The organism is Nonomuraea sp. NPDC005650, assembly GCF_040605375.1.
GTDB lineage: Bacteria > Actinomycetota > Actinomycetes > Streptosporangiales > Streptosporangiaceae > Nonomuraea.
The window spans coordinates 180,660-195,464 of sequence record NZ_JBEXCR010000026.1; the positions used below are offsets into that span (position 1 = coordinate 180,660).

The window sequence follows — 14,805 nt, forward strand, 5'->3', positions numbered from 1 at the left end:
AGACGTATGTCCCGCCCGCCCCGGGCATCGGACGCCTATTTGTTCGTGGGGAAGCCGAGGTTGACGCCGCCGTGCGAGGGGTCGAGCCAGCGCGAGGTGACGACCTTGCCGCGGGTGTAGAAGTGCACGCCCTCGGTGCCGTGCACGTGCGTGTCGCCGAAGAGCGAGGACTTCCAGCCGCCGAAGCTGTAGAAGGCCATCGGCACCGGGATCGGCACGTTGATGCCGACCATGCCGACCTCGACCTCGTTCTGGAAGCGCCTGGCAGCGCCGCCGTCGTTGGTGAAGATCGCGGTGCCGTTGCCGTACAGGCCGCCGTTGATGATCTCCAGGCCCTCCTCGTACGAGGAGACCCGCACGATCGACAGCACCGGCCCGAAGATCTCGTCCGTGTGCGTCCGCGAGCCCGGCGGGACGTGGTCGAGCACGGTCGGGCCGAGCCAGAAGCCGGGCGTCTCCGCGGCCTTGCCGCCGCCCAGCACGGCCGTCTCGCGGCCGTCCACGACCAGCTTCGCGCCCTCCTCGACGCCGAGGTCGAGGTAGGAGGCGACCTTGTCGCGGTGCACCTCGGTGACGAGCGGCCCCATCTGGGACTTCGGGTCGTCGCCCGGACCGATCACGAGCTCGTCCACCCGCTCGACGATCTTCTGGACGAGCTCGTCGCCGATCGGGTCCACGGCCAGCACGACGGAGATCGCCATGCACCGCTCCCCCGCCGAGCCGAACCCCGCCGACACCGCCGAGTCCGCCACCAGGTCGAGGTCGGCGTCCGGGAGCACGAGCATGTGGTTCTTGGCGCCGCCGAGGGCCTGCACGCGCTTGCCGTGCGCGGTGCCGGTCTCGTAGACGTAGCGGGCGATCGGGGTGGAGCCGACGAACGACACGGCGCGCACGTCGGGGTGCTCCAGCAGCCGGTCCACGGCGACCTTGTCGCCCTGCACGACGTTGAAGACGCCGTCCGGCAGCCCGGCCTCCTTCCAGAGCCGCGCCATGAGCAGCGACGCCGACGGGTCCTTCTCCGACGGCTTGAGTATGAAGGCGTTCCCGCACGCGATCGCGACCGGGTACATCCACATCGGCACCATGGCCGGGAAGTTGAACGGCGTGATGCCGGCCACGACGCCCAGCGGCTGGCGGATCGAGTAGGAGTCGACCCTGGTCGAGACGCCCTCGGAGAAGCCGCCCTTGAGCAGGTGCGGGATCCCGCAGGCGAACTCCACGACCTCCAGGCCGCGGGCCACCTCGCCGAGCGCGTCGGAGTGGACCTTGCCGTGCTCGGCGGAGATCAGCGCGGCCAGCTCGTCGCGGTGCGCGTACATGAGCTCGCGGAAGCGGAACAGCACCTGCGCCCGCTTGACCAGCGACGCGTCCCGCCAGGCGGGAAAGGCCGCGACGGCGGCGGCCACGGCCGCGTCCACGTCGGCCACGGAGGCCAGCGCCACGTGGCCGCCGACCTCGCCGGTCGCGGGGTTGAAGAGCTCGGCGGCGCGGGAGTCCCCGTCCGCGAGCTCTCCGTTGATCCAATGGTTGACGGACTTCACTGGGCTGCTGCCTCTGCGTTGATGGTTTCCAGAGCGGTCACGATGATGCCGAGACCCTCGACGGCCTCGTCCACCGTAAGGGTGAGGGGCGGGGCCATGCGGATGGCGGTCCCGTACAGGCCGCCCTTGCCCGCCAGCAGGCCCGCCTTCTTGGTCTCCTCCATGAAGCGGACGGCCTGCGCGGGACTCTCCAGCTCGACGGCGAACATCAGGCCCTTGCCGCGCACGCTCTTGACCACGGACAGGCGCTTGGCGGCCTCCTTGAGGCCGCTGACGATGATCTCGCCGGTACGCGCCGCGTTGGCCTGCAGATCGTGGTCGAGCACGTAGTCGAGGGTGGCGTTGGCGGCGGCCATGGAGATCGGGTTGCCGCCGAACGTGGCCAGGCCCACGGCGTGCGGGGCGTCCATCAGGTCGCCGCGCGCCACGATGCCGCCGACGGCGAAGCCGTTGCCCAGCCCCTTGGCGAAGGTCATCATGTCGGGGGTCACGCCGTGGTTCCCGATGCCGAAGAACGAGCTGCCCGTACGGCCCCAGCCGGTCTGGACCTCGTCGGAGATGAACAGGATGCCCTGCTCGTCCAGGACCTCCTTGTACGCGGCGAACAGCCCGTCGGGTGCCATCGTGAACCCGCCCACGCCCTGGATCGGCTCGGCGATCAGCGCCGCGACGTCGTTGGAGACCGCGGTGGCCAGCACGTGGCGCAGGTCGTCCACGCACGCCTGGATGTACTCGGCGTCCGACATGCCCTTGAACTGCGCGAGATGCCGGTCGGCGCCGTGCAGGAAGGTCACGTTGAGCGGGGAGAGCGAGTTGTTCTTCCAGGCGCGGTTGGAGGTGACGCCGATCGTGCCGAAGCTGCGCCCGTGGTAGCTCTGCCGCATGGCGAGCACCTGGTCGGTCCTGCGCGCGTACGTGGCCAGGAGCAGGGCGGTCTCGTTGGCCTCGGTGCCGGAGTTGGTGAAGAAGACCTTGGCGTCGGGGATGCCGGAGATCCGCGCGATCTTCTCGGCCAGCTCGATCTGGCCGCGCAGCAGGTAGACGGTGCTGGTGTGCACCACCCCGGTGGTGATCTGGCGCTCGACGGCCTCGCGCACCTCGGGCACGTCGTACCCGATCATGTTGGTCAGGATTCCGGCGAAGAAGTCCAGGTAGCTCTTGCCGTCGGCATCGATGACACGATTGCCCTTGCCGCTGACGATCTCGATGGGCTCGTTGTAGTTGAGTGCCAACCAGTTCGGCATCACTGCCCGGTGGCGCGCGAGAAGCTCCGACATGCTACCGAGTATCCCTTTTCTTCGCCTTTGACCCCCACCTACAACCTGTCGGGGGACGGAAAAGTTCGCTTACACCCTGCAAACTACCTCGGCGTCCCTTAGGGGATGTCCCGTCCGCCTGGCGATGTACGCGGCGCGCGGCCACTACGCCGCCGGAGGCACCCAGGATGACCACTGGCGGGCGACGACCGGGGCCGTGCCGGTCGGCCACCATCGGATCATCCCGACGACGAAGGAGAGATCGAGATGACCGTCACCCTCGACCGCCGACCCGAAGCGCCCTCCGGCCCGCCCAAGCTCGACCGCGACCAGCTCCGCCGCGCCCAGCAGGACACGCTGGACACCCCGCGCATGAAGTACAGCCTGCTGGCCAGGATGATGTTCAAGCCCGTGGACGTCATGTACGGCAAGCAGGGCTCGTACACGAAGTTCGCCATGCTGGAGATCATCGCCCGCGTGCCGTACCAGGCGTGGGAGCGGATGGGTTACTGGGCCGTGCACCGCCATCGGGGACGCTCGGCGCTGGCCAGGAGGGTCTTCGAGCGGATCGTGGAGGCCCGCGCCGACCAGGACAACGAGCAGTGGCACCTGCTGATCATGCAGGACCTGGTGCAGCGCTCCGGGCAGCGCCAGACCTGGCTGCTGCACCAGGCCGCGCCGTGGCTGATCGCGTTCTTCTACTACCACGTGTCCTGGGTGCTGTTCCTGGTCAGGCCCGACTGGAGCTACCGGCTGAACGCGGAGTTCGAGGACCACGCCGAGCACGAGTACATGACGTTCGTGGCCGAGAACCCGGAGCTGGACTTCGTGCCCGACCCCGGCACGTACGCCGCCGAGTACGGCCGCTACCGCTCGGTGGCCGACCTGCTCCGGCAGATCGGCCACGACGAGCGCACCCACAAGCTCGACAGCCTGGAGAGCATGCGCGAGCCCCGGGTCCGCTAAACCCTGCTCTCCTCCGGCACCGCCACCGGAGCCGGGGCGGCCGGGCGCAGCACGGAGATCGCGAGCAACGCGGCGGCCACGCAGAACGCGGCCCCGACCCACGAGCCCAGATGCATGGCCGAGGTGAACGCCTGGTTGCCGACCTCGGCGAAGCCCGACAGATGCGCGCCGCCGACCGACTCCCTGGCGGCGGCGGGCAGGTCGGCCGGCATCTGCGAGGTGTACTGCCCGGCCAGCACGCTGCCCAGGATCGCGATGCTCAGCGCCATGCCGACCTGCTGGACGGTGTCGTTGAGCGCCGACCCGACGCCGGCGTGCTCGAGGGGGATGGCGCCCATGAGCGAGGCGTACGCGGACGGCCCGGCCAGCCCGCCGCCGACACCCATGATCACCAGCCCCGTGAGCAGCCCGGGGTATCCGGTGGTCGTGGCCATGACGACGAACCCGCCGGCCATCACCAGCAGGCCCGCTCCGATCAGCACCCGGTTGCTGAGCTTCTTGCCCAGGCCGGCGCCCACGCCGTTGAAGATCGCGGCGGCCACGCCGTAGGGCAGCATGGCCAGGCCGGCCTGCATCTCCTTGTAGCCCAGCACGAACTGCAGGTACTGGGTCAGCATCAGCATCACGGAGCCCGCGCCGAAGGCCATCAGCAGGATCGAGAACGACGCGCCGCTGAAGTTGCGGTTGGCGAACAGGTGCAGGGGCAGCATCGGCTGCGCCTGCTTGCGCTCCCAGACCACGAAGCCGCCGAGGGCGAGGACCGCGATCGCGATGCCGATCACGTTCCATTCGCGCTCGATGATGACGTACACGGCCGCCGTCAGGCCGACGGTCGACAGCACCACGCCCACCGGGTCGATCTTCCGCCCGCTGCTGCGGCTCTCGGGCATGAGCACGAGGGCGGCCACGATGGCGATCGCCGCGATCGGGATGTTCACCAGGAAGACCGAGCCCCACCAGTAGTGCTGCAGCATGAGGCCGCCCACGGTGGGGCCCGACACCATGCCGACCAGGGCGACCGCGCTCCAGGAGGCCATCGCCTTGCGGCGCTCCGCCTCGTCGAAGACGGTCATCAGGATCGACAGCGTCGAGGGCATGACCAGCGATCCGCCGATGCCCATCAGGGCCCGCGCGGCGATGAGCTGCCAGGGCTCGGTGACGAGCACGGCCAGCAGCGACGCGCCGCCGAAGAACGCCAGGCCGATGATCAGGAACAGGCGGCGGCCGTATTTGTCGGACAGGCTGCCCGAGGTGAGCAGCAGTCCGGCATAGGCCAGCACGTACGCGTCGATGATCCATTGGATGTCCGACGCCGACGCGCCCATTTCCTCGTTCAGCGAGGGGATGGCGAGGTTGAGCACGGTGTTGTCGACGACAAGCACCAGCAACGCCAAGCAGAGTACGACGAGAATCCACCAGCGGCGGGGGTCTCGTACAGTGTTCGAGTCCACTCGCACACTGTAAGACACTCTCGAACAGTGTGCGAGTGGATTTATCCTAGGAGGATGACCGGCAAGGAGTTCGCCTCCGTATGGCTTCGCGAGCCGCGCAAGACCGCGAGCCCGGGGCGCAGCCGTGAGGAGATCGTCCAGGCCGCCATCGAGCTCCTCGACGCGGAGGGCCTCGGCGGGCTCAGCATGCGCAAGCTGGGCGCCAAGCTGAGCGCGGGCGCCACCAGCATCTACTGGTACGTCGCCCACAAGGACGAGCTCCTGGAGCTGGTCTACGACCAGGTGTGGGGCGAGATGACCATGCCCGAGCCGGAGGACGCCGGCTGGCGCGACGCGGCCTCGGCCCTGGCCCACAGCATGCGCGCGGTGATCCTGCGCCACCCGTGGGCGGCCGACCTCCTCGGCCGCATGCCCGCGCTCGGCCCCAACGCCGTCCAGGTCGCCGACCGGATGCGGCGGATGTTCCGGCTGGCCGGGTTCAAGGGGATGGACGTCGACTACGCCGGCAGCACCCTCACCGCCTACGTCTACGGCATGACCATCCCCGAGGTCGCCTGGAACGCCGCCATGGGCGAGCACCAGTACGACCCCGACCACATGCGGGAGATGGTCACCAGGGCGGTCAAGGACTATCCCGACATGATGGAACGCATCGAGATGACCGCCTACGACGATCCGCAGGCCGTCCGCGAGGTGGCTTTCGACTTCGGGCTGGTGTCGGTGCTCGACGGCCTTGAGCGGCGGCTGGCGACGTAGCAGGATCCGGGCATGAGCCATTTCCGTGCCGCCCGCGACTTTCTCCTCCACGCCGACCCCGCCACCGCCCGCCGCGACTTCCGCTGGCCGGAGCTCGCGGAGTTCAACTGGGCGCTCGACTGGTTCGACGGGGTGCTCGCCGCCGAGACCCCCGACGCCGTCGCTCTCAAGATCGTGGGAGCGAGCAGTGCCCGCTACACGTTCGCCGAGCTGTCCGCCCGCTCCAACCAGGTCGCCAACTGGCTGCACCGGCAGGGCGTGCGCCGGGGCGACCGGATCCTGCTCATGCTGGGCAACCAGGCCGAGCTGTGGGAGTCGCTGCTGGCCGCGATGAAGCTGGGCGCGGTCATCATCCCGGCCACGACGCTGCTGACCGCCAAGGACATCTCCGAGCGCCTCGATCGCGGGGGCGTCGCCCACGTGATCGCCAACGCCGCCGACGCGGGCAAGTTCGGGGCCGGCGAATACACGAGGATCGCCGTCGGCGACGCCTACAACTGGCTGCCGTACCACGAGGCGTACGAGGAGGGCACGTTCTTCGTCCCCGACGCGCCGACGCGGGCGGGCGACACGCTGCTGCTCTACTTCACCTCCGGCACGACCTCGCAGCCGAAGCTGGTCGAGCACACGCACGCGTCCTATCCGGCCGGGCACCTGTCGACGATGTTCTGGATCGGGCTGAAGCCGGGCGACGTGCACCTCAACGTGTCCTCCCCCGGATGGGCCAAGCACGCCTGGAGCAACGTCTTCGCCCCCTGGAACGCGGGCGCCACCGTGCTGATCCACGACTACCAGCGCTTCTCGGCGCCCGCGCTGCTGGAGGTGCTGCGGGACGAGCGGGTCACCACGTTCTGCGCGCCGCCGACCGTGTGGCGGATGCTCATCCAGGAGGATCTCTCGGCGTGGCAACTGCCGCTGCGCACGGCCGTGGCCGCCGGGGAGCCGCTCAACCCGGAGATCATCGACCAGGTCGCCAAGGCGTGGGGCATCACGATCAGGGACGGCTACGGCCAGACCGAGACCACCGCGCAGATCGGGAACGCGCCGGACGAGCCGGTCAAGCCCGGATCGATGGGGCGGCCGCTGCCCGGCTACGAGGTCGTGCTGGTCGACCCCGTCAGCGGCGAACCCGGGGACGACGGCGAGATCTGCCTGCCGCTGGACGCCCGCCGCCCCGTTGGCCTCATGTCCGGATATGTAGGTGGATCGACGGATGCGATGCGGGGCGGTTTCTACCACACCGGCGACGTCGCCACCCGCGACCAGGACGGCTACATCACCTACGTCGGCAGGACCGACGACGTCTTCAAGGCCTCCGACTACCGCATCTCGCCGTTCGAGCTGGAGAGCGTGCTGCTGGAGCACGCCGCCGTGGCCGAGGCCGCCGTGGTGCCAGCCCCCGATCCCGTACGCCTGGCCGTACCGAAGGCTTATGTGACCCTCGCGCCCGGGTTCGAGCCGGACGAGGCGACCGCGCGGTCGATCTTCGAGCACTCCCGCAGGGAGCTGGCCCCCTACAAGCGGGTGCGGCGGCTGGAGTTCGGCGAGCTGCCCAAGACGATCTCGGGCAAGATTCGCCGGGTCGAGCTACGGGTGCGCGAACCTCGCCGGGAATACCGGGAGGAGGACCTCGGAGCGTGACAAAGCGTAAATGGGCGCATGGCCGTTCTTACAGAGCGATCGGCTAGGCTCTGCCCCGTGTTGCCCACCATCGCCGACGTCCTCGCCCTGGAGACCGTACGCCGGGGCAGCCCGCGCGTGGTCGCGGGCGCCGACCGGCTCGACACCAGGGTCCGGTGGGTGCACGTCGGCGAGATCGCCGACATCGCCCAGTTGCTGCGGGGCGGGGAGCTGGTGCTCACCACGGGCGTCGCGCTGCCCGAAGACCCGGAGAAGCTCGCCGACTACATCGGCGAGCTCTCCTCCGTCGGCGCCTCGGGGCTGATCGTCGAGCTGGGCCGCAGGTTCGTAGGGGAGCTGCCGCCCGTCGTGGTCAAGAAGGCCGAGGAGCACGGGCTGCCCCTCATCGTGCTGACCCGCGAGACGCCGTTCGTGCAGATCACCGAGTCCGTGCACGCGCGCATCATCGACATCCAGCTGGAGGAGCTGCGGGCCTCCGAGCAGCTCCACGAGGTCTTCACCGAGCTGTCGGTCGAGGGCGCCTCGCCCGCCGAGGTCCTCGCGCAGGTGGCCAGGCTCTCCAACCGGCCCGTGCTGCTGGAGAACCTCGCCCACCAGGTGCTGGCCTGCGAGTCCGCCGGGCGCGACGCCGGCGTGCTGCTGGCCGGCTGGGAGTCCCGGTCCAGGGCCGTGGCCCCGGCCGAGCGGACCGCGTACGACCCCGCCTCCGGGTGGGTGGTCACCACGGTGGGGGCGCGCGGCCAGGACTGGGGCCGGCTGATCCTGATCTGCGACTCGGCGCCGACGCCGCGCGACATGGTGCTGGCCGAGCGCGCCGCCACCACGCTCGCCCTGGGCCGCCTGCTGGAGCGCCACCAGGAGTCGCTCGAACGCCAGGCGCACGGCACGATCATCACCGGCATCCTGACCCACGCCTACGCCGACCCCGACGAGGCCGCCGCCCGCGCCAGGGCCGTCGGCGTGCCGCTCACGGGGCGCAAGCTGATCAGCGTGGTCATCAGGCCCACCGAGCCGGCCGACCAGGCGCTCGACGGCCAGGCCCAGCTCGGCGAGCTGGCCGAGGCCACCGCCGCCGCCTGCCGCGACGCCCGCCTGCCCGCCCTCGTCGGCGCCCTCGACCAGGAGCGCGTCGGGATCCTCCTCCCTCTCCCGCCCCGCGCCCAGGCCGAGCCCGCGCTGACCGCGCTCGCCGAGCGGCTCCGCGTGCTCTGGCGGCCGGGCGTGCTCGCGTTCGTGCTGGCGGCGGGCTCAGTCGTGGAGTCCATCAGGGACGTACGGCGCAGCTTCCTGGAGGCCGAGCAGGTGGCCGACGTGGCCGTCCGCCAGCCGGACGGGCGCGCCTTCTACCGCCTGCCCGACCTGCGCCTGCGGGGCCTGCTGCACCTGCTGCGCGACGACGCCAGGCTGCAGACCTTCGCGGAGCGGGAGCTGGGGCCGCTGCTGGCGCACGACGCGCAGCGCGGCGGCGACCTGACCCGGATCCTGCGCATCTACCTCGACTCGGGGCGCAACAAAGCGGTCGCCGCGCAGAAGGCCCACCTGTCCAGGCCCGCCTTCTACGACCGCCTGCGCCGCCTCGAACGCGTCCTCGACACCGACCTCGACGACGTCGAGTCGTGCATGTCGCTCCACGTGGCGCTGCTGGCCCTGGAGTCCTTCCGCCGCGAACAACGCTGACCGTCCCGGCCGCCTAGCGTCGCGGGTGTGCCCCTTTTCTTCAACGCCCTGGAGGCCGCGGCGCACCGGCTGTCCCTCGTGCCTCCCATACTCGACTACTTCGGTGTCCTGGGCCTGCACGCGCTCGTCGCGGCGGTCAGGACGGGCGTCTTCGACGCCCTGCGCCGCCGCCCGTCCACCGGCGCCGAGCTCGCCGCCGCGCTCGGCCTGGACCCCCGCTCCTCGGACGCGCTGTTACGCTCCCTGGCCGGGCTCGGCTACCTGCGGGTCCGCGGCGGCCGATACCGCCTGACCCGCGCGGCGCGGCTGTGGCTCACGACGGACTCGCCGCAGTCCCTGGTGGCGGGGCTGGAGTTCTGGGAGCATACGGCGTGCGTGATCTGGCCCCGGCTGGAGAGCGCGGTACGCGACGGGGCGCCCGCCACGCCCTTCTACGAGCTGCTGGAAAGCGATCCCGAGCTGTCCCGGTCGTTCCAGGCGTGGACGGCGGCGCTGGCCGGGCGGCAGGCTCCGGCGGTGGCCAGGGCCGTCCCGGTGCCGCGCGGCGCCCGGCGGGTGCTGGACGTGGGCGGCGGCCACGGCCGGTTCAGCCTGGAGCTGCTGCGGCGGCATCCCCGTCTCCACGCCACCGTGCTGGACCTGCCGCAGGCGCTCAAGGCCACCGCCGATCATCCCCGGCTGAGCACGCGTGCCGGTTCGTTCCTGGACGGCGAGCTGGGTGACGGGTACGACCTCGCGCTGGTGTTCAACATCCTGCACGGGCTGGACGACGCCGAGGCGGCCGCACTCCTGGGGCGGGTGGCGGCCGCGCTCAACCCGGGCGGGACGGTCGTGGTGGGCGACCAGTTCGGGGACGGCCTCATGCCCGGCCGGGCCAGCCGTACGCTGCTGCACCTGCTGGACCTGAACCACCTGGTCACGACCGGCGGCAGGGTGCGGGGCTTCCGGGAGGTGTCGGAGCTGCTCCGGGCGGCGGGCTTCCGCGCGCCCCGGCGCCGCCGCCCCCTCCGCTCCGTACCCACGGAGCTGGCCCTGGCCTCGCTCGCCATGCCATGAGACGCCCATCGCCGCGCCATGAGGTACCTGCCTAGAAGCCCATCGCCGCCCGCACCTCGTTCAGTGTCATGACCGCCCGCTCCCTCGCCGCCTCGTTCCCCGCGTCGAGGATCTCCCGCACCTCCGCCTCAGTGCGCTCGGCGCGGCGTCTCCTGATCGGCCGCAGGAACTCGTTGACCGCCTCGGTGGCCAGCCTCTTGAGCGCGGACGCGCCCCCGTCCCCGATCTCGTCGGCGAGGTCCTGCGGCGAGCGGCCGAGGCAGAGGCCGGCCAGCGTGAGGAGGTTCGCCACCTCGGGCCGGTTGGCCTCGTCGAAGGTGATCAGCCGCTCGGAGTCGGTGCGGGCCTTGCGGATGAGGGCGGCCGTCTCGTCCTCGGTTGCCGACAGGGCGATGGCGTTGCCGCGGCTCTTGCTCATCTTGCCGCCGTCGAGCCCCTGCAGCAGCGGCCGTTCTCCCATCATGGCCTCGGGCAGCGGGAACACCTCGCCGTACCGCTCGTTGAAGCGGCGCGCCACCAGCCGCGTCACCTCCACGTGCGGGAGCTGATCCTTGCCGACGGGCACCAGCGTGCCCTTGCAGAACAGGATGTCGGCCGCCTGGTGCACCGGATAGGTGAACATCAGGCCGCTGACCGCCTGCTGCGAGCTGTGCGCGATCTCGTCCTTGACCGTGGGGTTGCGGCTCAGCTCGGCGACCGACACCAGGCTCAGGAACGGCAGCAGCAGCTGGTTCAGCTCGGGGAGGGCGCTGTGCTGGAAGATCGTCGCCCTGGCTGGGTCGATGCCGACCGCCAGGTAGTCGAGCAGCAGCTCGGTGATGTTGCGTTGGATCTCGCCTGGCAGATCGCGGTCGGTGATCACCTGATAGTCGGCGATCAGCACGTACATCGGGAACTTGTCCTGCAGCGCGACCCGATTGGCCAAGGAGCCGAAGTAGTGGCCGAGGTGCAGGGAGCCGGTCGGGCGGTCACCGGTGAGCACGACGTCGTTCATCATGGTCTCTCTCTTTCAGGTCAATGCCGTCTCAGAGAGGACCGCACGCTCGCAGGGCCGTCTCGAAGACGGCCCGTGCATGGGGAATCAGCGGCCGTCTGTCGGCCGCCACCACATGCTGATGCGTGTCATATCGGAAGTGTATCCAAATGCGGTGTCAATCTCGTAACCTCTTTTGCCGTTTAGCGTGTTCGCCTGCCCCGGCGACCATGATCTCGCCAGTATGGTGCGGTCCCTTTTCCGCCCTCTGGAGAATTCATGTCTCGACGCACCCTCGCCGGCGGCCTGGCCATAGCCGCCGCGCTGACGCTCACCACCTTGCCCGCCGCCGCGGAGCAGGTGTCGGTGAGGTTCCCGTCGGCCAAGTTCCCGCTGGGCAGCAGGCCCGCGCCGACCAAGACGATGACCGCCGTGGCGCAGGGCATCGACCTGTACGACGTGAAGGCCGGCTCCGCGACCGACGGCTACACGGTGACCGTGCTGATGCCGAGCGGTCGCGACTACGGAATGCAGACGACCGCCGAGGCCAAGGCCGCCGAGGTGGAGGCCGCCGGGGAGACCCCCAGCGTGCAGAAGGTCGTACGGCCGAGCGTCGCCGACGCCCCCTCCCAGACCGTCTACATGGTCCGGGTCGGCCTCTGGTCCCTCGACGACAAGAAGAAGGCCGAGGAGACGGCCAAGAAGCTCAAGGACGCGGGGCTCAAGGTCAAGGTCGACTACCTCGGCGACGACGGGCTCAAGACCACCGGTCCCTGGGACGTCAAAGTCGTGATGATCGACGCCGGGACGTTCGGCGGCTCGTTCGCGTCCTCGCTCGGCACCAGCGTGGCCAAGCGGGAGACCGTCTCGTCCATGGCCAAGGCCCAGAACGCGCTGGTCGGCGTCAACGGCGGCTTCTTCAACATCCACACCGACAAGGCGCTGCGCGGCGAGCCCGTCGGCGCGTCCGTGGTCAAGGGCAAGCTGCTCAGCGAGGCCGTCCCCGGCCGCTCGGCCGTCGTGCTCAAGGGCCGTACGGCCAAGATCACCGAGCTGAAGACCACCGTCACGGCCATCCCCCAGGACGGCCAGAAGATCGAGGTCAACGGCGTCAACCGAGCCGTCACGACGGACGAGATGGCCCTTTACACCGAGGAGTGGGGCGCCAAGACGCCCGCCGGCGGAACCGACGCCGTCCTCGACGCCAACGGCAAGGTCGTCGGCCTGCGCGAGTCGGGCGCCGCGGTGGCCGCCGGGACGCGGGTACTGCACGGCAACGGCCTGGCCGCCGACTGGCTCAACGAGCACGCCCTCCAGGACTCGACGGTCAAGGTCGACACCAAGGTCGTGGACCTGCGTACCCGCAAGGCGCTCCAGCTGACCCCGGACCTCAACGTGATCGCGGGCAGCGTCGGCCTCGTACGGAACGGCAAGGTGAAGATCACCGCCAAGCAGGACGGCCACGACTCCGTCAACATGATCCTGCGCCGCCACCCGCGCACCCTCCTCGGCACCACCAGGAACGGCAGCCTCATCCTCGCCACCATGGACGGCCGCAACCCGGGGGTGACCGTGGGGGCGAACTTCCTGGAGGCGGCCCAGTTCATGCGCTGGCTGGGGGCCACGCAGGCCATCAACCTGGACGGGGGCGGCTCGACGGCCATGGTGGTCGGCAACAAGCTGGTCAACCGGCCCTCGGACGGCGTCGAGCGCGGCGTCGGCGACGCCCTCCTGATCCTGCCCAAGTAACTCCACACCGGGCCCGGACCGCAGCCCTGCCCTGACGCACGGCTGCGGTCCCCCACTCACGACCGGGCGAAGGGCCGCCACCGCACGCTCACGTCCGGACGAAGAGCCAGCATTGCACGCTCACGTCCGGACGAACCACCTCCCCAGACGCGACACCCACCGGGCGCAACATCCACCGGGCGCGAGCCCGCGCCACCCCACCCCCGCAGCCAGGCCACCCGCAGAGCACGAGCCGTGCGACGCGCTCACCGGGCCAAGTAAACCTGCACCTCTTCCCGGGCCGGGTACGCCCGCACCTCATACCGCACCGGGTAAGCCCGCGCCTCATACCGGGCCGAGTAAATCCGCCCCTCGGAGGGCCTCCACCCCCCGCGTGTGCGCGCGTCACCCGCCAACTGCACGGCACGAGCCGGCGCGCGGTTCGGAAAGTGCCGCGAAGAACAAGGCAGTGGCCTCAGCCATCCACCGGCAGACCCGCGTCCGGCTTCACGGCCTTCATCGCGAGGTGCGACGTCACCTGCGCCACCCCCGGCAGCCCGGAGAGGGTCTCGGAGTAGAACCGCTCGTACGCCGCCAGATCCGCCACCGCCACCCGCAGCAGGAAGTCCGGATCACCGAACAGCCGGTGCGCCTCCACCACCTCCGGCATGCCCGCCACCAACCGCTCGAACTCCGCCACCGTGTCGTGATCCTCATACCTCATCACCACAGTGACGAACGCCTGAAACCCCCGCCCCACCGCGTCCCCGTCGACCAGCGCCCGATAGCCGCGGATGACGCCGGACTCCTCCAGCTGCCGCACCCGGCGCAAGCATGGCGACGGCGTGAGCCCGACCCGGTCGGCCAGCTCGGTGTTGCTCAGCCGCCCGTCCCGCTGCAGCTCCAGGAGGATCCTGCGGTCTATTCTGTCCACAACGCAATATCCTGCCACTCACGGGCCCGAGCCTGCACAAATAGACCATCGCGTGCCAACCCTCCTTGACTACCGTTCCACAAGGAGGTGGTACTCATGGATACCCGGCTGCTGGTGCTCTTCCTGGGCATGGACCTGCTGCTGATCTGCACGCCGGGCCCCGACATGCTCTACGTCATGGCCCGCTCGCTCGGCCAGGGTCGCCGCACCGGCCTTACGGCGGTGGCGGGGATCTGCTCGGGCTACACCGTACACACGGTTCTGGCCGCCGCCGGTCTCGCCGCCGCACTTCGCGCGGTCCCCGCCGCATTGCCGGCGATGCGGTACGCCGGCGCCGCCTACCTGATCTTCCTCGCGATCAAGACCCTGGCGTCACTCAGGAACCCAGCCACCCCAGTCGCCGGCGCGACCCCGCAACCCACGGGCAGGGTGTTGCGACAGAGCATGCTCACGGCCCTGCTCAACCCGAAGGGCGTGCTGCTCTATCTATCCCTGATGCCCCAGTTCATCTCCACGGACACAGGCATCCCCCTGGGTTTCCAGCTCGCCGCGCTCGGCCTGCTCCACGTCGTGAACTGCGCCATCCTGTACGGCCTGATCGCCCTGGCCACGGCACGGGCCAGCCACGCCCTGACCCGGACCCCGAAGGCCGCCCGCCGGATCTCGGCCGTCTCCGGCACGTTGCTCCTCGTGGTCGCGGCCGCCACACTCGGCAGCCACTGAGGACACAAAAAAAAAGGGGCCCGACGCACAAGGCGTCGAGCCCCTACAAAGATTGTCCGGCGGCGACCTACTCTCCCACACCCTCCCGAGTGCAGTACCATCG

Annotated in this window: 12 protein-coding genes; 7 read left to right on the top strand and 5 right to left on the bottom strand. The window is 70.2% G+C overall.

What is annotated here, in order from left to right; genetic code table 11:
- Positions 1-35: 35 nt before the first annotated feature.
- Positions 36-1,541 carry a CoA-acylating methylmalonate-semialdehyde dehydrogenase gene (locus ABZS69_RS39060; RefSeq protein ID WP_355381072.1) on the bottom strand — a complete coding sequence of 502 codons (1,506 nt, stop codon included), beginning with the start codon at positions 1,539-1,541 and terminating at the stop codon, positions 36-38.
- The gene (locus tag ABZS69_RS39065; RefSeq protein WP_355381074.1) at positions 1,538-2,818 is read right to left on the bottom strand and encodes an aspartate aminotransferase family protein; all 1,281 of its coding nucleotides are present in this window, start codon (positions 2,816-2,818) and stop codon (positions 1,538-1,540) included. Before ABZS69_RS39065 ends, ABZS69_RS39060 begins: the two co-directional genes overlap by 4 nt.
- A gap of 246 nt (positions 2,819-3,064) precedes the next feature.
- Between ABZS69_RS39065 and ABZS69_RS39070 the strand changes: the two genes are divergently transcribed.
- Positions 3,065-3,763 carry an alternative oxidase gene (locus tag ABZS69_RS39070; RefSeq protein ID WP_355381076.1) on the top strand — a complete coding sequence of 233 codons (699 nt, stop codon included), beginning with the start codon at positions 3,065-3,067 and terminating at the stop codon, positions 3,761-3,763.
- On the opposite strand, the gene ABZS69_RS39075 is transcribed toward ABZS69_RS39070, so the two are convergent.
- On the bottom strand, positions 3,760-5,214 hold the full coding sequence (locus ABZS69_RS39075; protein ID WP_355381078.1) for an MFS transporter: 1,455 nt from the start codon (positions 5,212-5,214) through the stop codon (positions 3,760-3,762). The two genes, ABZS69_RS39070 and ABZS69_RS39075, sit on opposite strands and share 4 nt — an antisense overlap.
- Before the next feature lie 54 nt (positions 5,215-5,268).
- Here ABZS69_RS39075 and ABZS69_RS39080 point away from each other — a divergent pair, with 54 nt between their 5' ends.
- Genes ABZS69_RS39080 through ABZS69_RS39095 form a run of 4 tightly spaced genes read left to right on the top strand, consistent with a single transcriptional unit; the run spans position 5,269 to position 10,344 of the window.
- Positions 5,269-5,970 carry a TetR/AcrR family transcriptional regulator gene (locus ABZS69_RS39080; RefSeq protein WP_355381080.1) on the top strand — a complete coding sequence of 234 codons (702 nt, stop codon included), beginning with the start codon at positions 5,269-5,271 and terminating at the stop codon, positions 5,968-5,970.
- A 12-nt stretch (positions 5,971-5,982) separates the two neighbouring features.
- On the top strand, positions 5,983-7,611 hold the full coding sequence (locus ABZS69_RS39085; RefSeq protein WP_355381082.1) for an AMP-binding protein: 1,629 nt from the start codon (positions 5,983-5,985) through the stop codon (positions 7,609-7,611).
- A 57-nt stretch (positions 7,612-7,668) separates the two neighbouring features.
- Positions 7,669-9,288 (top strand): PucR family transcriptional regulator ligand-binding domain-containing protein, encoded by a 1,620-nt coding sequence (locus ABZS69_RS39090; RefSeq protein ID WP_355381084.1) that lies wholly within the window; start codon positions 7,669-7,671, stop codon positions 9,286-9,288.
- A gap of 27 nt (positions 9,289-9,315) precedes the next feature.
- A complete protein-coding gene (locus ABZS69_RS39095; protein WP_355381086.1) occupies positions 9,316-10,344 on the top strand; it encodes a class I SAM-dependent methyltransferase in 1,029 nt (342 codons plus the stop codon).
- A gap of 31 nt (positions 10,345-10,375) precedes the next feature.
- On the opposite strand, the gene trpS is transcribed toward ABZS69_RS39095, so the two are convergent.
- The gene (trpS, locus tag ABZS69_RS39100) at positions 10,376-11,338 is read right to left on the bottom strand and encodes a tryptophan--tRNA ligase (protein WP_355381106.1); all 963 of its coding nucleotides are present in this window, start codon (positions 11,336-11,338) and stop codon (positions 10,376-10,378) included.
- 258 nt (positions 11,339-11,596) lie between these two features.
- Here trpS and ABZS69_RS39105 point away from each other — a divergent pair, with 258 nt between their 5' ends.
- A complete protein-coding gene (locus tag ABZS69_RS39105; RefSeq protein WP_355381088.1) occupies positions 11,597-13,066 on the top strand; it encodes a phosphodiester glycosidase family protein in 1,470 nt (489 codons plus the stop codon).
- Between the two features lie 454 nt (positions 13,067-13,520).
- Here ABZS69_RS39105 and ABZS69_RS39110 read toward each other — a convergent pair whose 3' ends face one another.
- On the bottom strand, positions 13,521-13,979 hold the full coding sequence (locus tag ABZS69_RS39110) for an Lrp/AsnC family transcriptional regulator (protein WP_355381090.1): 459 nt from the start codon (positions 13,977-13,979) through the stop codon (positions 13,521-13,523).
- A gap of 96 nt (positions 13,980-14,075) precedes the next feature.
- On the opposite strand from ABZS69_RS39110, the gene ABZS69_RS39115 reads away from it, so the two are divergent.
- Positions 14,076-14,702: a LysE family translocator gene (locus ABZS69_RS39115; RefSeq protein WP_355381092.1), complete on the top strand. Its 627-nt coding sequence runs from the start codon at positions 14,076-14,078 to the stop codon at positions 14,700-14,702.
- Positions 14,703-14,805 lie beyond the last annotated feature (103 nt).